Source organism: Furfurilactobacillus rossiae DSM 15814 (genome assembly GCF_000428925.1).
GTDB lineage: Bacteria > Bacillota > Bacilli > Lactobacillales > Lactobacillaceae > Furfurilactobacillus > Furfurilactobacillus rossiae.
The window spans coordinates 127,706-147,635 of the sequence record NZ_AUAW01000004.1 but is presented as its reverse complement, the minus strand read 5'-3'; the positions used below and the strand labels follow the sequence as shown (position 1 = coordinate 147,635).

Below are 19,930 nucleotides of genomic sequence, written 5' to 3'. Positions count from 1 at the left end.
TGAGAGGTGCATCTATCTACGGTTCGTGAAGATTAAATGAGTTTTTCTCAGATTGCGTTCGTTTAAGTGATTACTTCCTAAATGTGATGGTAAACGTTGTTCCTTGTGGATGATTATCCGTCACAGCAATTTTGGCATGATTTAATGCAACTAATTGCGAAACAATGGCCAGTCCTAAACCTGTGCCAGGTATTTTACTTGAGCGTGCCTGATCGACGCGGTAAAAGCGTTCAAACACATGAGCCTTGTCCGCGTCACTAATACCCGTACCTTGGTCGCTGATGCTTAGTGCTGTTGCGTTATCCAGTTCAACAACAGTAATATCAATCGGCCGATCGTCAGGTGAATATTTGACCGCGTTGTCTAAAATGGCCAAAACAATCTGCCGAATACTATCTTCATTGCCCAATGCCTCCGCATGTTTCGGGAGTTTCAATGTAATTTTATGCGCCGTTTGGTGTTGATAATTTGCCACGACTATTGTTAATAATTCGGTTAAATCAAGTGGTTTTAGATCCAGTTGCAACTGATCATTACGGCTAATCGCCAATAAGTTTTCAACTAAATGTTGCATCCGAAGCGATTCTTCATCCAAATATTTAAGAGAATCTGGAACGATTTCGGGATGCTCCGTCCCACGCCGGCGAATCAAACTAACGTGCCCACGAATCCCAGCTAGCGGTGTTCGCAATTCGTGCGAAGCGTCCGATACAAATTGGTGTTCACGCTGCATTCGATCGTTTAGCGATGTTAACAATTGGTTGAAACTAATGGCTAATTGGTTAACTTCAGTAGGTGTCTCCGGCACTGGCAGCGACTGCTGTAGCTGGCCCGTTTCTGCGGCACGCTCTCGTGCTGCTTTAGTCAGGTTGGTCAGCGGTTTAGTGAGACGACGTGACATTAATAAAATCAAGGCAACGCCAACGATTAAGCTTAACCCAGCCACCAGCAAAACAGCTTCAAGGACAACACGAACCATGTGCAAAATGTAATTCATGCTTAACCAGATTTGATAGTAAGCACGATGGGTTAACTTACTGCGGTAATAAAACACGCCATGACCATCAACGATTTTAACCGCCGGAAACGCCGAGATACGTGTTACTTTCGCCTTTAGATACTTTTGAGTATTGGGTGAATAAAATGTGTCTTTAACCTTTCCGCTCTTAGTGATGGTTTGAATTTTAACGTAAGTATCCGACGTATCTTCCTCACTTGTGGCCTCCCAAGCGTCCCAATTTGGTGACTTATGCACAAACGAGTCTTGTAGCGAATCAATCATGTTAACAGCTTCCGCTTCACGATTTCGAATTAACAGCGTACTAACTACGCCCGCTGTCACCATCACATTCAAGAGTGTCGTCACGAGCAGGATGACAATGTATGTGCGAATAATGACCCACGCATTTGAATTACGGTTAATATGCAACCTTGCCAATAACCTTTTCATTCTTCTTCCCTTAGCGTGTATCCCACGCCGCGAATTGTATGAATCAATTCTGGCGTATGATCACGATCCACTTTGTTCCGTAAATACCGAATGTAAACATCGACAATATTGGTCTGCCCAACAAAATCAACGCCCCAAACATTGTCCAATAATTCGTCACGAGTGACAGTCTCCTCTTTATGTTGTAGAAGATACAGCAACAGCGTATATTCACGCTGTGTCAATTGAACATGACTGTCATCACGGGTGACCTGATGCGACTTTGTATCAAGCTTGAGGTTCGCAATTTCATAAACTGGGGCTACTTGCAACTGCTGGGCCTCGTGTCGAAAAATTACACGCAGCCGCGCCAATAACTCTTCGATTTCAAACGGCTTTGTGATGTAGTCATCCGCGCCATTATCCAAACCGGCTACCTTATCACCAACGTAATCACGTGCCGTCATAAAAATGACTGGTAGCGTGGCTGTTTGTTTGCGAATCCGACGAAGAACTTCTAACCCGTTAAGCTTTGGAATCATCCAGTCCAGTAAGACAACACCCAGAGTATCTTGATGTTCAGTAAACTCTGTCATCGCCTCTTCACCATCACCTGCCACCAATACATCATAATTTTCAAACGTCAATTCCGTTTTTAAATACGAACTAAGGCTGTCTTCATCTTCAACAATCAATACCTGATTTTCCATGTTCATCCCCACGATCATTAAAATCTATTCTGATGATGCGCTCACAAACGAGCATGGGCAAACGAACGCTTTCGCCGCCTGATACTCAAACCCATTGCAAAGACCGTAGCCATTGAAACGAGCACGCTGAGTCGTTGTAATGCCGTCCCAGCGTAACCAACGGCCACATTTCCAGAACCCGTGACATTTAGCTCAGTCATACCTGTGCCACTTTCTTTAGTGGCTACAAAGCGGTGATCCAGCGTATTCACCGCCTGCATGCCTTTATAATAAACCAATGGCAGACTTATTTTAGCGTGTCTTTGAGAATCGTGGACAACGTAATGAAATTCAACATGCCCATCAGACGCTTTGGCCGCCGTAACGGTCACATCCTCGTTATTGTAAACGAGTGTCCGGTGTTTGTTAGACAAAATTTTATTGTATGACAACGTCTTAGGCAGGTATTCATGACCAGCGCCAATGTAATATGAATCGATCTTGTTGAAACTACTCTCCGTTTCGACTCGTTGTGGAGATGCGGCCACTGTTTTCATGCCTAATTGCAGGCCTAATAATACAAGGACGCTGATGCTCATTGGCACAATAATGTTGGCGGCTCTCTTAAATGACAGGCCATATTGCAAATCAGACAAATTGTAGCTAACTAATAAACTAATAATCGAAAATAAGCGCCATGGAAATTGCAGCGTATTAAACATTGTGTGATTTAATAAAGCCCACGGGAACAAACTCGTGGTCATTACCAACATAGCCACAGCAATAACGGCCAAACGACGGTTGTGGTGCTGCTTTAACGCCAATCCTAAACCAACAAGGCTGCCGATAAAAATAACTGGTCCAACATTGACAGTGTTGGCGTGAAAAACCTGGTTTGTCAGCGAATTCATCACCAGATTCATGGGAGAGACTGCTTCCTTTGAAATATAAACGAGCGGTGTTGATGTCACTTGGAAAGTTTGCGACATTAACTGTTCGCCAACGGGAATGAGATAGGCTGACAATAGAAGAATCGCTGTTATGGCCGCAGCACCAACAGCTAAGAGCGTCCGTTTGGTCACAAACGTCCGCCAGTAAGTGAGCGCGTAAATAACGCAGAACAACCCCATCATTTCGAGTGATAGCATATGTGAATAGCCCACTGCCGTCATGCTAAGTGCAAGCCACAACCATGCCCGTTTGTCGCCGTGATTCAGCTTAACTAGGCTCGCCAAAACCAACGGAAAGAAAACCATTGCCATTGCCTCACCCATGTCTTGCCGACTAAATAAATCTTGAAGATGATAAGTACTTAGACCATACAGGAGGGCAAACATAACACTGCGCACACGTGAAAGACCCATTTGGCGACCAGCAAACTCTGTCGTCGCAAATGTTGCCCACAAAATTCCAATCAATGTTCCAAAGTAAACTTGTGCGGAGCTAAAACCAATCAGTCTAAACAGCGCTGGCACATACAAAAACAGGGTCGGATAAAACAAACTCGCCGCATACCCATAACCGCCTGCGAAGTATGTATCAACGCGCGGTAACAAGTCACCATGCTTTAACGCCTCATACAGACTTTCAATTCGGTTTTGATGAAAATGATAATCTCCTGTCGCAAACACCTGGTTTCCATGAACCAGCGCCGCAAACAACATCATGCTTAAGATTACAAAACCCACTTCAACAAGCAACGTTACCTGCCACCCAGATTTTTTAATCATTTCGCTCATCTCTTTTTAAATAGATTTGCCAACTGCGACTTGTATCTAAGCTTAATTTGAGCGCGCCAGGCTTAAAAGTACTTAAACCTGAAAGAAACATGAGAGAATCTCAGAAAAATTTACCAAGAGTATAACTACTTTTATTAATCCTCGCGATTTTTTCATATCGTGCTTGCGTATGTTAGATGTAATCAAATAAATTGACTTAGTGAGTTTTACAAAATATGGTAAGGAGGTTCTAGGCGAAATGCGGTTAATGAATGCACGAAAAGCAATAATCACCGCTAGTTTCGCCTAATCTCATTGATCTTATGCCCGTCATAATCAGCTTTACCAATCCTTACGATTTAACTACTTGTATCCGCCAGTAGAAATGCTAGAATTTGGTCACAGTTAACGAACTGCGTTAATTGACACGTTTAAAATTTAGGAGGGTTCCTCAATGGGACTATTAATTGGACTGGCCATCTTACTGATTTTTGGGCGGTTCATCGGCAAGGCTGTTTTCTGGGTTTTGGGTACGCTGGTCGTGGTCGCAGGATTTGTTTTCTTCGCCCACATCGCTACCTGGTTAGTGCTCATCTTCTTAGCCATCGGCGGACTGTCGTTTCTTGGCCGCAGTTTCTAACGCAAAACTGATTTGATTTAAAACACAAAATACAACGCCACGGTCTTTGCCAGTCCATATGCTGGTTGAAAGCGTGACGTTGTTTTTCGTTAAGATAGATTTCATGCATTTATCGTCCCACCCACGTACAATGAGGGCATTCGATATTATCAAACTGAAATTGGAGAATTAACTTATGATTGAATTTCGCTACGATACACAATGTCTAATTGATGGTCACGACCTTGACGAGGATAAAATTGACGCCTACATTAAAGCTCATTTCAAAGGTGACAGTTTGATTGCCGTTGGCGATAGCAACCTCATTAAAATTCACTTCCACACCAACGAACCATGGGACATTCTAAAGTACTGCGCCTCACTAGGTGAAATTTTCGACATTGTCGTTGAGGATATGGATCGGCAATCACGAGGATTGAAGGGATAACCGTCAGTTTGAACAGTTGAAAATAGCAGTTGCCAGAACTAAAAACTGACAACTGCTATTTTGTGTTTATTCGACCGCCCCTAAACTAACTATTTGCGTGAAGCAAAAACTCGTTTGGCGACTGCGACTGCATTTAACACCTTTGGAAACCCAACGTATGGCAAGCACTGGATGAAACTTTCGACAACTTCCTGCTTAGTCAGCCCAACGTTAAGGCAGCCATTAATGTGCACCGCTAATTGTGCGGCCGTGTCTCCCTGCGTCAATAAACTCGTGACTGTAATCATTTCACGCTGCTTGAGATCGAGCCCTGACCGCGAGTAAATGTCACCAAACGCAAATTCTTCAATGTACGTCGCGATGTCTGGCGCCACATCCGTCAATCCTAACATGACATTTGTCGCCGCTTCTGCATCAACCTCCTGCAATTTTGCTTGGCCCCGTTTCAAACGATTATTTTCATTTTCTGGCATCAATATAAGCTCCCTTTCCTTTAAGATTGGGATAAGCCTACTATCTGGAGTTAACTCCATGTCAACTAAAGTTTTACACTTTCTCTATGGTGACAACTGTTCTAGACCAAAATTATCTATAGGTGGGGAAATATGTACAGTATTGGTGAGTTTTCAAAACTAGTCGGGATGCCGATCGATACGTTACGTTATTATGAGAAGCTCGATCTCATCACGCCTGCTCGTTCTCACACCAACAAACGTGAATACTCTGATGCGGATATTCACTGGATGGCGTTTATCAAACGACTTAAAAGCACCGGCATGCCGATGAAACAGATTCAAGCCTACGCTCAGTTACGTGATATTGGTGACGCCACCATCGATGAACAGCTGGACCTCTTAGCCAAGCAGCGACTACGTTTGAAAGGTGAACAACAGTTGATCCAGCAACATCTCGATTTTTTAGATCAAAAAATCGATAGTTATCACCAACGAAAACAACAGCTCAATCAAAACTAGGTATTAAACAAAAACTCGGGGGAATTACATGCTCATTTTTATGCGCCGTTTGATCGGTATCTATGCACTTATTTATCTCATTTTGCCTTGGTTCAACGTCCGCAAAGGCGGTTGGGCCGGCGCTATTACAACGGTTATCGGTTCACTATTCCTATTGGCCGCAGTGGGTGATTTTCCCACTAACGCAACGATTCCATTCTTAGTAATCGGCATGGTGTTAATTTCAAGCGGCGCGCTAATGGCGAGGCGGCGGCTATTTGGTGCCGATGTTCATTGGTCACACCATCTAATTCGCCTCGCCATTGAAATCGTCTTACTTTTCCTTTTTATCATTGCAAGCTAAGTCCAAAAAACTTCTAAACTAGTCTAGTTGACCAGCTTAGAAGTTTTTTTGTTCGTTTAAATTAACCAGATCCAAACTTGATTCCATAATCTGTTGATCACTTTGTAATTCAAACCGATTTTGGACAGGTTTGTACGTGATTTTCATGTGCTCATCTAAGTAGACTTCTGTCACATCGGTAAAGTAAACCGGTCCCAAGGACGTTTGAAAATGCTTAGTAAAAGAACTGGGCACCTTCGTCTTCGGACAAATGAACAACTGATACATTAGCCCATTTTCCTTTAAATATGGTGACAGCGGACCAATACCGTCATCCAAATCTAGCAAAAGTACGTCACCTGCTGTCATTTTTGGTGCGAGTTTTGTTTGTGCCTCATCTGAAAATGTAAGATCCATCATTTATCCCTCCGCTTTAATCATTATTAACATTGAATCGCGACCAACGAATCGCATCTACCGGACCATTTAACAAATGAATGGCATTAGGCAAGATCTCTTGACGCTCAAAATCACAGGCAGCAGCCACCTTCAAACTTGACTGATTCTGTGTCGCAATTTTCAAATCAATTCTATTAAGATGCAAGGCTTCGAGGCCATAACGAGCAAGCCGGTCAACGCAGGCACACATGATGCCATGACCTTGTGCATCCTCACTCAGCCAGTACCCAATTTCAGCCGTCCGATTGACCATGTCTAATTCAACAAAACTAATCCGCCTTACCAACCGTCCTTGCCAATAAATGCTAAACTGCTTGGGTTGCTGACGGTCGGCCAATACCGCAGTATGTGTAATACGTTCTTGGTCCGCTAACGTTGTAACTTTTAACGCCCAAGGTAACCACTTGCCAAGATACTGCTGATTTTGTGTGATTAGTTGAAAGTATGCTGGCGCTTCACTTTGCGCTAAAGAACTGAGTTTAAGTTGATCTTTCACACGTAACATCATTACTGATCATCTCTGCGTTAATTTACGATTTTTAAAATTTCCTAGACTAGGCCAGATCATTAAACCCTGAGTTGAAGGCGCTGTTCAAGAAAATCATGACCAGAATCCGTCACCACCAACGCTCGCGCATCTTTGCCACGGACCAAGTACTCATGATCCAACAAAAACGTTAGAATACCATGACCAACCGCGCCCCCAACGTGATCTTTACGTTCACTCCAATCCAGGCAAGGTTTACAAAAAGCACGTTTTTTCTTCATCAACTCGTCTAAGTTCAAATTAAAAGTGCTTGATAAGAACATTCTGCCACTTTGTGTCACGTTAAAATTCGCGCCTTCCAAAGCGATGGCGCCATTTTCAATTAGTTTATCAGTAATGGCAACGCCAATTCGACCTGCCACATGGTCATAACATGTTCGGCAATAATATAGTTTTTTATATTTCAGCCTCTTGTTTAGAGAAGCGACTTTCTTCTCAGGCGCAACCGGACTCAGCGTTTCAAACAGTGTTGCGACGTCTGATCGAATCAACGTGTAGTAATGAAAGCGCCCGTACTTCTCCATTTTAAGCCAGTTAAGGCTGACCATTTTTTGCAAATGATATGTCGCTGTTTGCGGCGTGATTTTAGCAGCCAAGGCCAGTTCATTGACTGTGTGAGCTCGGCCATCCATTAACATATCCACCATTTTAACCCGTGCCGAGTTACTAAAAATTTCCACGATTGCTGCAACATCTGGTGCCTCATTCATATTATCACCGCCGAATTCCATATTTCGAAGATCATCGAGTTGACCTCATGATACATTAAATTTCAGTGAGAAACGACATTTTTCACCAAATTTAGTTAATTCGGAGGTTGATAACCATGAAACCCATTCTTGAAGTTTCTCATTTATCAAAAAAATATGGTTCTTTTACAGCCGTTAATGACATTTCGTTTCAGTTGCAACGCAACCGTTGCATTGCTTTATTAGGCACAAATGGTGCAGGCAAGACAACAACCATGAAAATGATCTACGCAGCAGCATCCATTACTCGGGGTAGGATCACCGTGGATGGATTCGACGTTAAAAAGTCGCCCTCAAACACAAAAAGGGCGCTTGGCATTGTATCTCAAGAGGACTTATTGGATGGTTCACTTACGGTTTACGAAAACATGATTGCCCATGGCTTATGCTATGACATCCCCAAACGTGAGCTGAAAAAGCGAACACAGAACCTGCTAACGTTTGCCGGTTTAGCAAATTACGATGACAAACAAATCAGTGATTTGTCTGGTGGCATGCGGCGCCGTTTGGTGCTGGCACGCGCTCTTCTCAACCATCCCAAAGTAATCATTCTTGATGAGCCAACAACCGGACTAGACATTCAGTCACGCCATGTAATTTGGAAAAAATTGGATCAATTAAAAAGTGAAGGCGTTTCTTTGTTGCTCACCTCTCACTACATGGATGAAGTTCAACGGTTAGCTGATCAAGTATTAATTATTCACCGTGGCAAGATTCTCGCTTCTGGTGCCCCAGATACGTTGCCGGCAAAGTACGGTTATCAATCACTAGAAGAAGCCTTTTTGGCACTTACCGATTTTCACGAGGAGGATGATCACATTGTACAAGCTCTCTCTTAGATCCATCAAACATGTCATTCAACTCAATTACATGAGTTTTCGAAAACTCTTCAAAGTATCTGTGTTTCCAAACTTGCTTGATCCAATCCTTTATCTGATTGCAATGGGAATTGGCTTAGCAAACTTTGTTGGCAACGTTGAAGGCATGCCCTACTTTCTGTTTGTCACATCAGGCTTAGTCGCCGCCACCAGCATGAATGCAGCAACCAATGAGGCAACGACAAACGCGTTTATTCAGATGCGGGTTGAAAAGACTTATTACGCTGTTAGCATGACACCTGTTAACCTACAAGACATCATCATCGGTCAAGCAATTTGGGCTGGCATTCGGGCTACCATTTTCGGCACGCTGTTTTTGATTATTGCAGGATTTTTAGGTGCTATCCATAGCTGGCTAGTTATCTTTGTCCCATTTCTTTTATTCTTGAATGGCCTCTTGTTCGGGTTACTGGGCCTGATCTTTACATTGCTTGTTCCTAATCGCGACTATCTTAATTACTATGCCATGCTGGTCATTCAACCAATGTACATGTTTTCGGATACATTCTTTCCTGTCGCCAATATGCCACGTTGGCTTCAACCATACTGCTGGCTATCGCCCCTATACCATGCCGTTAAAGTCTGCCGTGGTCTGATGTTGGGCAATCCAACTGGCATTTGGTTTCATCTGGGTTGGCTAGTTGTGGTCGTCATACTCATTGCCGGATTGCCAATTTATCTCGTGCATAGGCGATTGGTTTACTAAAAGTAATTTCAAACATTTTCACACCTCTGCTTCTTTAAAAACCTAGATAATATATTTTGCAAAAAATCAGTGACACGCCTTGATATTAAAGGATTTATAGTCACACGAAAACATCATGTAGCTGTTATTAAAACGGCATGAAATCCTCATCAAAGTTGAGGATTTCATGTCGTTTGCTTTGCTATAATTTTGATTACCGAGAAGTGAAGACGGTTTTGAGAGTGCTCACGAAGCACGGGAGAAAGCTGTGCGTCAGTGACACGTTTGGTGACTTTTGGTGTATTTTACACCTGAAAGAAGATGGTGCTAATGGGGTAAGAAACTTTTACCGTATTGTCACAGAATCTGATGGAAAGGAGTTACCTCGTGTCCGTAAAGGATGCACTGCAGCTGATGCTAGAGTTCGCCATGTTTGTGGTGGCACTTTTGGCATTGGTCGTTCAGTTAATCGCGGTCATTATGACTTGCTGCTAACATAAAAAACGGGCAGTCGTCTCAACTTTGGCAAGCTGACGATTACTCGTTGGTCGTAAGCACCACCGCTTTTGCGGATCGGTAGGGATGTCATTCGCAGTGACATCCTTTTTTACGTGTTCATTGTATCATCAAAAATACTGTTAAAAGCAATTTTTTTAATCAGTAAATAGTCGGTATAGGCCCTCTCCAAAATAACTCTATAATTTTAGGGATGATTTTAAAAAGTAGAGTTCTTTCCAGAATTGGTACAATTTACCTCATTAAAAAGGTTAGCACTTGTCGTGGTCATAACGCCGCTCACGGAAGTGCTAACCTTTTTAAATATTGTTACTTTTTAATCCCCTGAATTACATACGAAGACATCCACGGGCCACTCCACCAACCATTAAAGCCGGCCGACTTGAGCTCAATATCCTTAAGCCCCAAATCTTGTAGCGCAGCTTTATATTCACGGTCATTGTGATTCGTATCAACAATGACGAGCCGGCCACCTGGTTTTAACGTTCTAACTGCTTCACTCAAAGCAATTTTGCGTTGAGCAGCCGGTTTAATGTTATGAAAAGCGAAACTAGAAACAACGAAATCATAAGCGTTGTCGCCCGTTGGCAATTTCGTCATATCACCAGTCAACAACGATGTTCGGTCAGCGACACCTGATGCCACCAAATTAGCTTGCGTTTGTTCACTGCCATTGTTGGACTGATCACGTTGACGCCACAGATCCACACCAGTCGCATGACCATGCGCACCAAGACGCTGGGCAAACGCAATCAGAACCGCACCATGACCACAACCTAAATCGAGCACTTGAGCATCCTTTGGAATTGCCATATTCGACATGATTTTTTGCCAAATTATGTATTTCCCACGAAGGGTAGTATGAAGAATGATTAAGCCACCAGCAAACATGATGATTCCTAGGGTTAACGTTACCCATGAAGTTGGATAACTGTGTGAAAATGCCCAGTTAATAAGTATCAGGATACCAGCGATTAAGTACATTATCGGCACAAATGGTGCGTCAATCCCTCTGGTGATGCGTGTATGTGTTGGTTGATTCATGTATTTTCCCCTTCAAGTTCCTTTTCTTCAACAATTTTTACAGTGTAGCATGGATAGTTTACCTTGAGAAGTTTAGGACGCACCAATTTTTGTCTAAAAGCTATAGCCCTTTTTAGACAACGGTAGAAAAGTAATCTGGAGTAGATTGGGATTTTGACATCCGACAAGTCCAATCGATAAAATAATATAAATAATAACTTTTAAATTATAACTAGTGAGAGGTTCCCCTCATGAAAAAGAATGCTTCGCTAAGCGCTTTTGGTTTTTTCACATTAACGGCTGCCATGCTTATGTCCGCCGACGAATATCCAGCCTTTGCTCAGTCGGGACTGATGGCGACCCTATTATTAGTTGTCGCAGGAATTTTTTGGTTTTTACCGGTGGCACTAGCCTCTGCCCAAATGGCGACGATGCCTGGATGGAGTGACGGTGGCGTTTACACCTGGGTTAAGGGCACACTAGGGCAGCGAGCCGGTTTTGTGGCCGTCTTCTTTCAGTGGTTGCAAATTACCGTTAACTTTATCACCATGATTTACTTCATCATCGGGGTAATGGCCTATGCGCTAAACTTGCCGGCCCTTAACACCAATCCGTGGTTAAAACTCGCTGCTTTTCTCACGATTTACTGGGTCATGACTGTGATTCAGCTAAAGGGCATCAATGATACCGATCGGTTGGTAAAATGGACGTTTATTCTTGGGATTATTTTGCCGGCGTTAATCCTATTAGTTTTTAGCGGCGTCTACGTTGCGACTGGCCATCCCCTTCAGTTCGCAACAACCTTATCGGCTAACAGCTTCACAAGTGGGCATCCATTAACGCTAATCGTGCCTTACATTCTAGCGTTTACTGGTATTGAAGCCTCTGCTTCCTACGTTAACAATCTCAAACGACCGCAGCGCAACTATCCGATTATTATGCTGACGCTGGTCGCCTTTGCTATTATCATCGATTCATTTGGTGGCCTATCCGTAGCCGCCGTCGTGCCTTTGAAAGACCTGTCCCTTAATCAAGGTGTTATTCAGGCCATCAATAGCATGGTGGCCATTATCCTCGGACCGACCTTTGCGCCACTGGTAAAAGTCATCGGCTTGCTCATGGCAATCGGTATGCTGGGCGAAATCAGTTCTTGGATTGTTGGCCCTGTTAAATCGTTGCTGGTCACGGCTGAGGACGAAATTTTGCCAACAACGTTTAACAAAGTGAACAAACATCAGGTACCAGTACATCTTGTTCTCTTGCAAGGCATCATCGTGTCCATCATTGCTTTTGTGTTAACGGTTGTTATCGGCGGCAACAACGGTGCGTTTGCCATGGCGATGGCCCTCACTGTTATGCTCTATCTTGTCACGTACTTGCTGCTATTTGCCGGTTTTATCGTGCTCAACGTCACTGGCAAAAGCCGTCAAGCTGCTTTCAAACTTCCCGGTGGCCGCGTTGTCTGTTTGATTATTGGCGCAATTGGGTTCATCACTTCTGCGCTAGTGTTTGGTTCAACATTCTTTCCAACAGCCAACGCGCAGCTGACGGCCCTCACTTATACGCTCGTCATGGGTGGTTTTTTCTTGCTCATTCTTGGAATAACTTTGTGGCTTTATTCCCGCAGACGGACTGCCAAGACTCAACGTTCATGGCACATTCGTCATCTTAAACACGATGAGGTACCGCGTTTCACACAAATTCAAGGACGTGGTGAGCACACAATCGATCCATTGGATCAATAGCCCGCCACGCAACACAGATACTACATGTTAAATCTTGTAGCCCAAAAACTGCCATGCCTAATTCAATTCAGGCATGACAGTTTTGTTTATTATTATCTTCAATTGAGCCAATCGTGGGACGAAACAAAGTCGTTTTGCAATTGAGAAGACACTCACTTCTCTGTCAGTGCACTGCTTTCCCTGATCATCCCGACCAATTCCTGCGGTTGAACATCACAGTGATTAACATCAATGGTGTTCCAGTGCGTTTTGTTCATATGGTAGCCGGGTTCGACACCCCTAAGTTTGCGCGCAAATTCACCGTGTTCAGGACTGAGTTTTAGATTAATCAACAGATGATCATCCTTGATGAATACCATCGCGAGAATTTTTCGATTCCGATGATGGCGAATGATATTCCAATTGATTTTTTCATGACTGCTACCACCATTAAAGGGATGGTCAAGAAAACCACCCGTTTCGTCTATGACAATCTGAATAAGTTCTTTTTCAGTCATGAAATCTAGCCCTCACTTAGTTAATTCATCCGTTGTCACAATGACCTCACCCATCTTGGAATTAGCCATCACATAATCCTGCGCAGCTGCAATATCATCCAGTGTAAACACCTTCGAAATTGGAATACTGATGTGATGCTTCCGAATCAGGCCAAATAGCTCATCGATCATCGCTTGATCAAAGTCATTTGAATCGTATGCCGTTAGATATTTATCAACCATTTCAAACGGCGAAAAGTCTTTCATTTCCCATTCACCGGCCAGCAAGCCAATCACACAACAAATTCCTTGGCTCTTCACGTGTTTGACTGAATCGCGCATCGTAACGGTTCCGACTAAATCAACAATGCCGTCAAACTGCTTGTCCGTTTGTAGCTCACCGTCTTTGTCCAATACGGCTTCATCGGCGCCATTCTCCGTAACGTCAGCCAACCGTTCAGGTTTCCGCGTCGTTGCCGCCACGTTTAGATCCATTGCCTTTGCCAGCTTGATCATCGCTAACCCGACCGCCGTCGTGCCACCACGAACGAGCATCGTATCACCGGCACTCAAATGCAACGATTTAATGGCGCCAAACGCCGTCACGAAGGTTTCCGGATACTGAGCCAAATCAACCCATGAGCCATCGAAATCAACAGTGTACAGCTGTTTGTTCGGTACCAAAGCATATTCTTGCTCGCTACCATCGATTTCCCTGCCAAAGCCACCGTTCAGTGTGATGACTTTCTGACCAACTGTGAGGCCAGAACCTGGCTTAGTATCAGCAACTTCACCGACTGCCTCAACACCGATGACACGTGGAAATTTAACGCTAGGCGAGCCTCCTTCACGCGTCAACACCTCATAGCGATGCACACCAAATGCGTGAATCTTAAGGACTGAGTGCTCTGCATCTGCGACAGGCATTGCCCGGTCAACAATCTTTAACACATCCGCATGGCCCGGTTCTTCAATGACAACTGCTCTCATATTACGTTCCTCCTAAAATTAACCTGTTTCGTTTTGTCGTTTTTCAAACTATAATCAGTGTAAACTGTTACGTAACGTACAGGTCAAGGAATAAGAGGTAATAATGCTAACAATTCGAAAATTTGCGGAACTCGCTGATACAACAAGACGTACACTACTGTTCTATGACGAGCAAGGCTTATTCAAGCCAGCGATGGTCGCAGAAAATGGATATCGTTACTACAATTATGATCAACTGTATGATTTGACCTTCATTCTGGAACTGCGAAAACTAGGATTATCCGTTCTGCAAATCAAGAACTTACTTAACGCTGGTCAAACACCGAGCTTAGACAATCAGCTACAGACGTTAAATCAAACCATTGACGCTAAAATTCAACGTTTGGACACGCTTAAGCAAACGCTAAATCAACGTTTTGCACCTGAGCCTGCTCGCGAAACGGCCGCTCTCAGCAAACCCGTGATCGTTGATCATTCTAACCAGGAATACTGGCGCTCGATTCAATCCGTGACCTGTACCGAAGAAGAAATCAGTCAATTGTATCAAGACTTCTACCAAAAAATCGGCACGCTGAAGCTGATCGACAAGCGCGAATCAGGCTTCATGACCACATTGCCTGGCTGCATCGCTGATGACTATAAAACGGCCTCTTTTTGTATTATCAAAGCCGTCAGCCCCGCCGTTCCCAACAACGTCGCAACAGTTAACCGCCCGGCTGGCGAATACGTCTCCGTCAAAACATTCAATACGACAGCAGATGTTTGTCACTCACTGAGTATCTTACATGACTTCATTCAACTCCACGATCTCAAAATCGACCGGACACTGTGGCAGTTGAATCTCGATGAACAGTTGTCTAGTAAAGCAGGATCGTCATACATGTTGCTTGAGTATCGACTGCTTGCTTGATTGATTTGGGTACATTGGGCAAGAAAGTTACACGTGGAACATAAGCACTCGCATTTAGGAGGTTTTCTCATGTGCACCGCAATCACACTTCAATCCATAAATGACCACGCGTTTTTCGCGCGGACCATGGATCTACCGACCACCACGCCATGGCGGCCAATTTACCTGCCTGCTGGATTTTTATGGCAACCGTCTACTGATGATCTCGGTAAACCATTGCCAATGGCGATTCTCGGTGGTGTTCGCTGGACGCCGGGTAATCATTATTTAATGGGTGACGGCATGAACGAAGCCGGGCTTGCTTGCGCTGAACTTTACTTTCCGGTGGAAGCTCACTATGCTTCATCAATGATGGACGGCAAACTGAACATCACGCCACAGGACTTCATTTACTGGGCGCTAACGCATCATTCAATTGCCGAATTGCGTTTGGACTTGCCAAATATCAATATCATCGCGCAAAAGTGGTATAGCGAGAATAATTGGCGGCCATTTCATTGGCTACTGACTGATGTTGCGGGCAATACAGCTATTTTGGAGCCGCGGGGCCACGAGCTAACGCTGACTGAAGCACCACTACATGTGCTGACAAACACGCCAAACTATCCGGCGCACATTGTCCGTTTGGCCAAAACCCTTGGCATTGATCCCGAATCCTCGGTTGATACTTTCAAACAAGCCTGTCGCTCTTTCGATGGTGAATTGCGCCACACAAATTTACCAACGGACCGTTTCCAGCGCACCGCCATCAACTTATGGCGTCAAGATGCGCCGCAAACAACGCTTGCCGCTGAACATCAGTTACTCACACTACTCGACGACGTTGTCATCCCCAGAACGCCTGAACGCTTGCGGCGCAGCAACATGGACTACACGCATTATGAGGACGTACTGGACTTGACCGAACGCACCATGACGTTTAAATCCGTTCGGACCGGTGAAATTCATCATCTGCATTTAGACGACATAAAAACGGATAGCCCCCAGCAAGTGGTTGCTTATCCGTTTACGTAGTTGATTATTGTTAATCGCGCAGTAATTCAATGATTTTAGGATCCTTCTGAAACAGTTCAAGGAGGCGACGTGAACTGCCATTAGGTTCAGCCCGACCAATTTCCCAGGCTTCCACAGTTCGTGGCGAAATGCCTAACAAATGGGCCATTGTATTTTGCGTCACATCTAGCCGTTTGCGCAGCTGCTTAACCGTCTTGGCATCAAAACGCGGTGGCACATCGATAGTGACCGTGTGCACTTCAACATTGTTAGGTCCACCTTTGAAATATGCCTCAACTTCGGCCAAGTTCTGCATGATATAACTTTCATCCTTATCCTTACTCATCTGATTCATTTACCTCCCTTATCAGACTAATCATCTTTCGAATCTCTTGTTTTTTTGCATCGCTCAAGGATTCTTGCCGATTCTTTTGATACATTTCTAAAAAGATTACCTGACTACCTGCAACCACGAAATAAATAACTCGGTAGCTACCACTTTGACCTTGATTACTGGCTATTGACGAGAATCTGAGTTTATAGGCACCACCAGTGCCACGAATGATATTACCTGGAAATCTTCTACCATTATAATTCTCGGGACTACTATTAAAGAAGTGCGTAATGTTTCTCTTCAGTCGACCTTTATCGAGCAAACTCAAGTTTAACTGTTGCCATCTCTTTATAAAAAGCTTTGGGTAAATAAAGTGAATCTTCTCATGTTCCATCCATACTCCAGTTCATTGCCGAAGTACGATTATAGAATATACGGTTCAATCGTATCTGTCAATTAATAAAATTCACTGATTCACTGTTACTAAAACCAGTTACATTAACATACGCAATTCAAACCAATATGTTCGTTTGGAATAATTTTCGTACAAATATTTACGCTTGAATGACGGCGATATCGGACGAAAAAACCTGCTATCATTTACAAAACAGCATTTAAAAGTAAAGGGTCTCACATGAAGATAATTATTTCACCAGCTAAGAAAATGATCATTGATTCAGACAGTTTCGATATTTCATCCTTGCCACAATTCCTACCAGAAACGCAGGAAATTTTGCAAACATTGCGATCAATGAGTTATGAAGAACTGCATCAGCTTTGGCACTGTAGCGACAAAATCGCGCAACAAGCCTACCAACAATTACAGCAAATCAATCTCAAACATCAGTTAACACCTGCACTGGTGGCTTACTCTGGCATTCAGTACCAGTACATGGCACCAGGCGTGTTTACGGCGCAAGCATTGCAATACGTGCAGGATCATTTGCGGATTCTGTCTGGTTTTTACGGGGTGCTACGTCCGTTTGATGGCGTTGCACCCTATCGTCTGGAAATGCAAGCACCCCTCCACGTGACGAACCACAAGAATCTGTACGACTTTTGGGGTGACAAACCTGAACGCGGGCTGAATCTACATCATGAGCCGTTAATTAACCTCGCTTCACAGGAATACACTAAAACGGTTCAGCGTTATTTAACTACTGCTGAACCGTTAATCAATGTTGTCTTTGGTCACGTCGTTGACGGCAAACTAAAAACCCGTGCCACATTTGCAAAAATGGCACGGGGTGAAATGGTTCGTTTTTTAGCTGAAAATAATGTTCATGATCTTAGTGATTTGAAACAATTTGACCGGTTGAACTACCGGTTTGACGCCAAACGTTCGGACGAAACGACTTTCGTCTTCTTAAAACAAGACTGATTAATGAGTCATCACGTAAGGCACGTGAGCCGCGGTCGGAACCTGATCCCATGCCACTGGATATCCCGCACCATGGGCACAAAATACAGAATCTGGTGTATTTTCAAGATCACTAACCGGATGATAATCTGCGTCGGCGATCACTTCATCCGCATTATGACACGGACGGTACCCATCAACGACACATTCGAGCTGCCCCAGACCATGCGTATAGGCTTGGACAGTTCGGGCATAATCTTGCATTTCAGATACCGGCGCCACACCGCTTAGAACGGTGTTGGCGCCGTTTGTCGTGGGCGTCTCGAACGACCCATGCATCCGCTGAATATCGGTCATCGCACGGCCAACATTATCACCATCAACCGTCAAACGGAACTGGTACCAAGGCTCCAGCAACTGGTCACCATCGTTTGCTAACAGCATCATGAGACCCTGACGGACTGCGCGCCACGTTGCCTCACGAAAATCGCCGCCAACTGAGTGCACGATGCTAGCTTTGCCGGTGATTAACGTAATGTGCATATCCGTCAGCGGTGCACCAGCCAGAACGCCTAGGTGCTCTTTAGCCTGTAGGCTGGTCAACACTTGATGCTGCCAGTTCTTGCCGAGGACATCGACCGGGCAGTCTGTGTCAAACGTCATTCCGCTGCCTGATTTGGCCGGCGTCATCTTTAAATGAACCTCCGCGTAATGACGCAATGGTTCAAAGTGGCCGACGCCCTCAACTGGTTCAGTAATTGTTTCACGATACAAAATGCTGCCTTCACCAAAACTGACGACGAGGTTAAAACGAGTCTTTAATTGTTCCTGCAAGACTTCTAACTGAATTGGACCCATGATTTGAACACGAATTTCTTGGACCTGCTCAGACCAAGTCACATGTAATTGTGGGTCCTCGTCCTCAAGTTGGCGCAACGCCGTTAAACAAGTATGGGCATCCACGCCATTCAGCGTGACCGCGTAGTTCAAAACCGGTTGTAGCAACGGCGCTGGACTATTTGCGGCAGCACCGAGACCTTGACCTGGCCGCGTATCGGTTAAACCGAGAATGACACCGACGCCACCCGCTGAAATTTCAGAAACCATCTGACTCTTGCCGCCATTATAAACACGTAATTGGTTGGCTTTCTGATCAGGTAAGACCTCTGCCTTCGTTTTCAACACGCCGCCGGTCACGCGAATCCAAGTTAACCGTTCACCCTTTTCATCGTGAGAGATTTTGAATGCTCGCGCGCCAAATTCGGCCGCTGGTTCTGACTCAAGCGTCCAACGTGACAGACCATCCAACAATGTATCAATGCCGGTCATCTTAAGACCTGATCCAAAGAAACAGGGAAAGACTTCACGTCGCTGAATCATGTGTTGAATCATTGGTGTTGATAACGGCGTCCCGTTTAAGTAATCGTCGAGGACCGTTTCATCTTGTAATGCGATGGCCTCGGCGGTTTCTTCTGGCATCAAATCGACATCGCCGTCCCAGTCAAATGGCAGACAACCGGGCGCTAATTCCGTTTGTAACTGTTGGAGAATAGCCTCACGATCTACACCATCTGCGTCCATTTTGTTCACGAAAATTAGTGTTGGCACATGATACCGTTTTAATAAACGCCACAATGTTTGTGTATAACCCTGAACACCATCAGTAGCTGAAACGACCAGGATTGCATAATCGAGGACCGGTAAAATCTGTTCCGTTTGCGCTGCAAAGTCCACGTGGCCGGGACTGTCCAGTAATGTTAATGACAAATCACCATAGTGGAGGTTGGCCTGATGCGAAAAAATAGTGATCCCACGCTGCTTTTCCAACGTGTCTGGATCCAAAAACGCATCCCCATTGTCCACACGACCTAATGTGCGCACGGCACCAGTTTTATAAAGTAACGCCTCCGACAGGGTCGTTTTCCCTGCATCCACGTGCGCCGCGACGCCGGCAACAATGTGTTTCATGTGGTGACCTCCTTATCAATTGATGCCATACTTCGTTCCTTCAACTATAACTGAATAAGGGCATTAAACCAACAGAGCACACCAACGATTCACAGTGC

24 protein-coding genes are annotated in these 19,930 nt (G+C 44.5%); 11 read left to right on the top strand and 13 right to left on the bottom strand.

The genetic code is table 11. The features are described 5' to 3' along the window. Positions 1 to 70: 70 nt before the first annotated feature. The 3 genes from G400_RS0103355 to G400_RS14345 are packed head-to-tail and all read right to left on the bottom strand — an operon-like array spanning position 71 to position 3,848. A complete protein-coding gene (locus G400_RS0103355; protein WP_017262544.1) occupies positions 71 to 1,450 on the bottom strand; it encodes a HAMP domain-containing sensor histidine kinase in 1,380 nt (459 codons plus the stop codon). Beyond that, positions 1,447 to 2,139, bottom strand: a complete 693-nt coding sequence (locus G400_RS0103350) for a response regulator transcription factor (protein ID WP_017262543.1) — start codon at positions 2,137 to 2,139, stop codon at positions 1,447 to 1,449. The genes G400_RS0103355 and G400_RS0103350 overlap by 4 nt, the downstream gene beginning before the upstream one ends. Before the next feature lie 41 nt (positions 2,140 to 2,180). After that, positions 2,181 to 3,848, bottom strand: coding sequence for a hypothetical protein (locus G400_RS14345; protein ID WP_017262542.1), 1,668 nt, complete (start codon positions 3,846 to 3,848; stop codon positions 2,181 to 2,183). Positions 3,849 to 4,290: 442 nt separating this feature from the next. Between G400_RS14345 and G400_RS0103340 the strand changes: the two genes are divergently transcribed. Both G400_RS0103340 and G400_RS0103335 read left to right on the top strand, forming a co-directional pair. Further along, complete coding sequence (locus tag G400_RS0103340) at positions 4,291 to 4,476, top strand: hypothetical protein (RefSeq protein WP_017262541.1); 186 nt, start codon at positions 4,291 to 4,293, stop codon at positions 4,474 to 4,476. Positions 4,477 to 4,651: 175 nt separating this feature from the next. Next, positions 4,652 to 4,903, top strand: a complete 252-nt coding sequence (locus G400_RS0103335; protein ID WP_017262540.1) for a hypothetical protein — start codon at positions 4,652 to 4,654, stop codon at positions 4,901 to 4,903. 89 nt (positions 4,904 to 4,992) lie between these two features. On the opposite strand, the gene G400_RS0103330 is transcribed toward G400_RS0103335, so the two are convergent. Further along, entirely contained in the window at positions 4,993 to 5,376 is a 384-nt protein-coding gene (locus tag G400_RS0103330) for a carboxymuconolactone decarboxylase family protein (RefSeq protein ID WP_017262539.1), read from the bottom strand. A 132-nt stretch (positions 5,377 to 5,508) separates the two neighbouring features. On the opposite strand from G400_RS0103330, the gene G400_RS0103325 reads away from it, so the two are divergent. Continuing rightward, the gene (locus tag G400_RS0103325; RefSeq protein ID WP_017262538.1) at positions 5,509 to 5,877 is read left to right on the top strand and encodes a MerR family transcriptional regulator; all 369 of its coding nucleotides are present in this window, start codon (positions 5,509 to 5,511) and stop codon (positions 5,875 to 5,877) included. Positions 5,878 to 5,905: 28 nt separating this feature from the next. Next, positions 5,906 to 6,220, top strand: coding sequence for a hypothetical protein (locus tag G400_RS0103320; RefSeq protein ID WP_017262537.1), 315 nt, complete (start codon positions 5,906 to 5,908; stop codon positions 6,218 to 6,220). Positions 6,221 to 6,256: 36 nt separating this feature from the next. On the opposite strand, the gene G400_RS15630 is transcribed toward G400_RS0103320, so the two are convergent. The 3 genes from G400_RS15630 to G400_RS0103305 are packed head-to-tail and all read right to left on the bottom strand — an operon-like array spanning position 6,257 to position 7,915. After that, positions 6,257 to 6,619, bottom strand: a complete 363-nt coding sequence (locus tag G400_RS15630; RefSeq protein WP_081495875.1) for an iron-sulfur cluster biosynthesis family protein — start codon at positions 6,617 to 6,619, stop codon at positions 6,257 to 6,259. Positions 6,620 to 6,632: 13 nt separating this feature from the next. Then, the gene (locus G400_RS0103310) at positions 6,633 to 7,166 is read right to left on the bottom strand and encodes a GNAT family N-acetyltransferase (protein WP_017262535.1); all 534 of its coding nucleotides are present in this window, start codon (positions 7,164 to 7,166) and stop codon (positions 6,633 to 6,635) included. 59 nt (positions 7,167 to 7,225) lie between these two features. Next, the gene (locus tag G400_RS0103305; RefSeq protein ID WP_026017207.1) at positions 7,226 to 7,915 is read right to left on the bottom strand and encodes an ArsR/SmtB family transcription factor; all 690 of its coding nucleotides are present in this window, start codon (positions 7,913 to 7,915) and stop codon (positions 7,226 to 7,228) included. Between the two features lie 116 nt (positions 7,916 to 8,031). Here G400_RS0103305 and G400_RS0103300 point away from each other — a divergent pair, with 116 nt between their 5' ends. The 3 genes from G400_RS0103300 to G400_RS16715 all read left to right on the top strand — a co-directional run bounded on the left by G400_RS0103300 (position 8,032) and on the right by G400_RS16715 (position 10,017). Beyond that, entirely contained in the window at positions 8,032 to 8,793 is a 762-nt protein-coding gene (locus tag G400_RS0103300) for an ABC transporter ATP-binding protein (RefSeq protein ID WP_017262533.1), read from the top strand. After that, positions 8,774 to 9,538, top strand: coding sequence for an ABC transporter permease (locus G400_RS0103295; protein WP_017262532.1), 765 nt, complete (start codon positions 8,774 to 8,776; stop codon positions 9,536 to 9,538). The genes G400_RS0103300 and G400_RS0103295 overlap by 20 nt, the downstream gene beginning before the upstream one ends. A 221-nt stretch (positions 9,539 to 9,759) precedes the next feature. After that, positions 9,760 to 10,017, top strand: a complete 258-nt coding sequence (locus G400_RS16715; RefSeq protein ID WP_237757519.1) for a hypothetical protein — start codon at positions 9,760 to 9,762, stop codon at positions 10,015 to 10,017. A 325-nt stretch (positions 10,018 to 10,342) separates the two neighbouring features. On the opposite strand, the gene G400_RS0103290 is transcribed toward G400_RS16715, so the two are convergent. Next, a complete protein-coding gene (locus G400_RS0103290) occupies positions 10,343 to 11,077 on the bottom strand; it encodes a class I SAM-dependent methyltransferase (RefSeq protein ID WP_017262531.1) in 735 nt (244 codons plus the stop codon). Positions 11,078 to 11,307: 230 nt separating this feature from the next. On the opposite strand from G400_RS0103290, the gene G400_RS0103285 reads away from it, so the two are divergent. Further along, positions 11,308 to 12,801, top strand: a complete 1,494-nt coding sequence (locus G400_RS0103285) for an amino acid permease (RefSeq protein WP_017262530.1) — start codon at positions 11,308 to 11,310, stop codon at positions 12,799 to 12,801. A 152-nt stretch (positions 12,802 to 12,953) separates the two neighbouring features. Here G400_RS0103285 and G400_RS0103280 read toward each other — a convergent pair whose 3' ends face one another. Together G400_RS0103280 and G400_RS0103275 are read right to left on the bottom strand one after the other, a co-directional pair. Beyond that, complete coding sequence (locus tag G400_RS0103280; RefSeq protein ID WP_017262529.1) at positions 12,954 to 13,298, bottom strand: MmcQ/YjbR family DNA-binding protein; 345 nt, start codon at positions 13,296 to 13,298, stop codon at positions 12,954 to 12,956. A gap of 12 nt (positions 13,299 to 13,310) precedes the next feature. Continuing rightward, the gene (locus G400_RS0103275; protein ID WP_017262528.1) at positions 13,311 to 14,267 is read right to left on the bottom strand and encodes a zinc-binding dehydrogenase; all 957 of its coding nucleotides are present in this window, start codon (positions 14,265 to 14,267) and stop codon (positions 13,311 to 13,313) included. Between the two features lie 103 nt (positions 14,268 to 14,370). Between G400_RS0103275 and G400_RS0103270 the strand changes: the two genes are divergently transcribed. Next, on the top strand, positions 14,371 to 15,177 hold the full coding sequence (locus tag G400_RS0103270; protein WP_017262527.1) for a MerR family transcriptional regulator: 807 nt from the start codon (positions 14,371 to 14,373) through the stop codon (positions 15,175 to 15,177). Positions 15,178 to 15,246: 69 nt separating this feature from the next. After that, on the top strand, positions 15,247 to 16,191 hold the full coding sequence (locus G400_RS14335) for a linear amide C-N hydrolase (protein ID WP_017262526.1): 945 nt from the start codon (positions 15,247 to 15,249) through the stop codon (positions 16,189 to 16,191). A 10-nt stretch (positions 16,192 to 16,201) separates the two neighbouring features. Here the strand turns inward: G400_RS14335 and G400_RS0103260 are convergent, their stop codons facing one another. Both G400_RS0103260 and G400_RS0103255 read right to left on the bottom strand, forming a co-directional pair. Continuing rightward, positions 16,202 to 16,516: a helix-turn-helix domain-containing protein gene (locus tag G400_RS0103260; protein ID WP_017262525.1), complete on the bottom strand. Its 315-nt coding sequence runs from the start codon at positions 16,514 to 16,516 to the stop codon at positions 16,202 to 16,204. After that, the gene (locus tag G400_RS0103255; RefSeq protein ID WP_017262524.1) at positions 16,509 to 16,898 is read right to left on the bottom strand and encodes a type II toxin-antitoxin system RelE/ParE family toxin; all 390 of its coding nucleotides are present in this window, start codon (positions 16,896 to 16,898) and stop codon (positions 16,509 to 16,511) included. The genes G400_RS0103260 and G400_RS0103255 overlap by 8 nt, the downstream gene beginning before the upstream one ends. 240 nt (positions 16,899 to 17,138) lie before the next feature. Here G400_RS0103255 and yaaA point away from each other — a divergent pair, with 240 nt between their 5' ends. Further along, on the top strand, positions 17,139 to 17,885 hold the full coding sequence (gene yaaA / locus G400_RS0103250) for a peroxide stress protein YaaA (protein WP_017262523.1): 747 nt from the start codon (positions 17,139 to 17,141) through the stop codon (positions 17,883 to 17,885). On the opposite strand, the gene G400_RS0103245 is transcribed toward yaaA, so the two are convergent. Beyond that, positions 17,886 to 19,832 (bottom strand): elongation factor G, encoded by a 1,947-nt coding sequence (locus tag G400_RS0103245; RefSeq protein WP_017262522.1) that lies wholly within the window; start codon positions 19,830 to 19,832, stop codon positions 17,886 to 17,888. Positions 19,833 to 19,930 lie beyond the last annotated feature (98 nt).

Excerpts from the sequence above, each read along its gene's own strand:
- G400_RS0103280 (WP_017262529.1), bottom strand. The coding sequence starts at position 13,298 with ATGACTGAAAAAGAACTTATTCAGATTGTCATAGACGAAACGGGTGGT.
- G400_RS0103260 (WP_017262525.1), bottom strand. The coding sequence starts at position 16,516 with ATGAGTAAGGATAAGGATGAAAGTTATATCATGCAGAACTTGGCCGAA.
- G400_RS0103335 (WP_017262540.1), top strand. The coding sequence starts at position 4,652 with ATGATTGAATTTCGCTACGATACACAATGTCTAATTGATGGTCACGAC.
- G400_RS0103320 (WP_017262537.1), top strand. The coding sequence starts at position 5,906 with ATGCTCATTTTTATGCGCCGTTTGATCGGTATCTATGCACTTATTTAT.
- G400_RS0103330 (WP_017262539.1), bottom strand. The coding sequence starts at position 5,376 with ATGCCAGAAAATGAAAATAATCGTTTGAAACGGGGCCAAGCAAAATTG.
- G400_RS0103355 (WP_017262544.1), bottom strand. The coding sequence starts at position 1,450 with ATGAAAAGGTTATTGGCAAGGTTGCATATTAACCGTAATTCAAATGCG.
- G400_RS0103285 (WP_017262530.1), top strand. The coding sequence starts at position 11,308 with ATGAAAAAGAATGCTTCGCTAAGCGCTTTTGGTTTTTTCACATTAACG.
- G400_RS0103290 (WP_017262531.1), bottom strand. The coding sequence starts at position 11,077 with ATGAATCAACCAACACATACACGCATCACCAGAGGGATTGACGCACCA.
- G400_RS0103310 (WP_017262535.1), bottom strand. The coding sequence starts at position 7,166 with ATGATGTTACGTGTGAAAGATCAACTTAAACTCAGTTCTTTAGCGCAA.
- G400_RS0103350 (WP_017262543.1), bottom strand. The coding sequence starts at position 2,139 with ATGGAAAATCAGGTATTGATTGTTGAAGATGAAGACAGCCTTAGTTCG.
- G400_RS0103275 (WP_017262528.1), bottom strand. The coding sequence starts at position 14,267 with ATGAGAGCAGTTGTCATTGAAGAACCGGGCCATGCGGATGTGTTAAAG.
- G400_RS14335 (WP_017262526.1), top strand. The coding sequence starts at position 15,247 with ATGTGCACCGCAATCACACTTCAATCCATAAATGACCACGCGTTTTTC.
- G400_RS0103305 (WP_026017207.1), bottom strand. The coding sequence starts at position 7,915 with ATGAATGAGGCACCAGATGTTGCAGCAATCGTGGAAATTTTTAGTAAC.
- G400_RS0103325 (WP_017262538.1), top strand. The coding sequence starts at position 5,509 with ATGTACAGTATTGGTGAGTTTTCAAAACTAGTCGGGATGCCGATCGAT.
- G400_RS0103255 (WP_017262524.1), bottom strand. The coding sequence starts at position 16,898 with ATGGAACATGAGAAGATTCACTTTATTTACCCAAAGCTTTTTATAAAG.
- G400_RS0103270 (WP_017262527.1), top strand. The coding sequence starts at position 14,371 with ATGCTAACAATTCGAAAATTTGCGGAACTCGCTGATACAACAAGACGT.
- G400_RS0103245 (WP_017262522.1), bottom strand. The coding sequence starts at position 19,832 with ATGAAACACATTGTTGCCGGCGTCGCGGCGCACGTGGATGCAGGGAAA.
- G400_RS0103340 (WP_017262541.1), top strand. The coding sequence starts at position 4,291 with ATGGGACTATTAATTGGACTGGCCATCTTACTGATTTTTGGGCGGTTC.
- yaaA (WP_017262523.1), top strand. The coding sequence starts at position 17,139 with ATGAAGATAATTATTTCACCAGCTAAGAAAATGATCATTGATTCAGAC.
- G400_RS14345 (WP_017262542.1), bottom strand. The coding sequence starts at position 3,848 with ATGATTAAAAAATCTGGGTGGCAGGTAACGTTGCTTGTTGAAGTGGGT.
- G400_RS0103300 (WP_017262533.1), top strand. The coding sequence starts at position 8,032 with ATGAAACCCATTCTTGAAGTTTCTCATTTATCAAAAAAATATGGTTCT.
- G400_RS15630 (WP_081495875.1), bottom strand. The coding sequence starts at position 6,619 with ATGATGGATCTTACATTTTCAGATGAGGCACAAACAAAACTCGCACCA.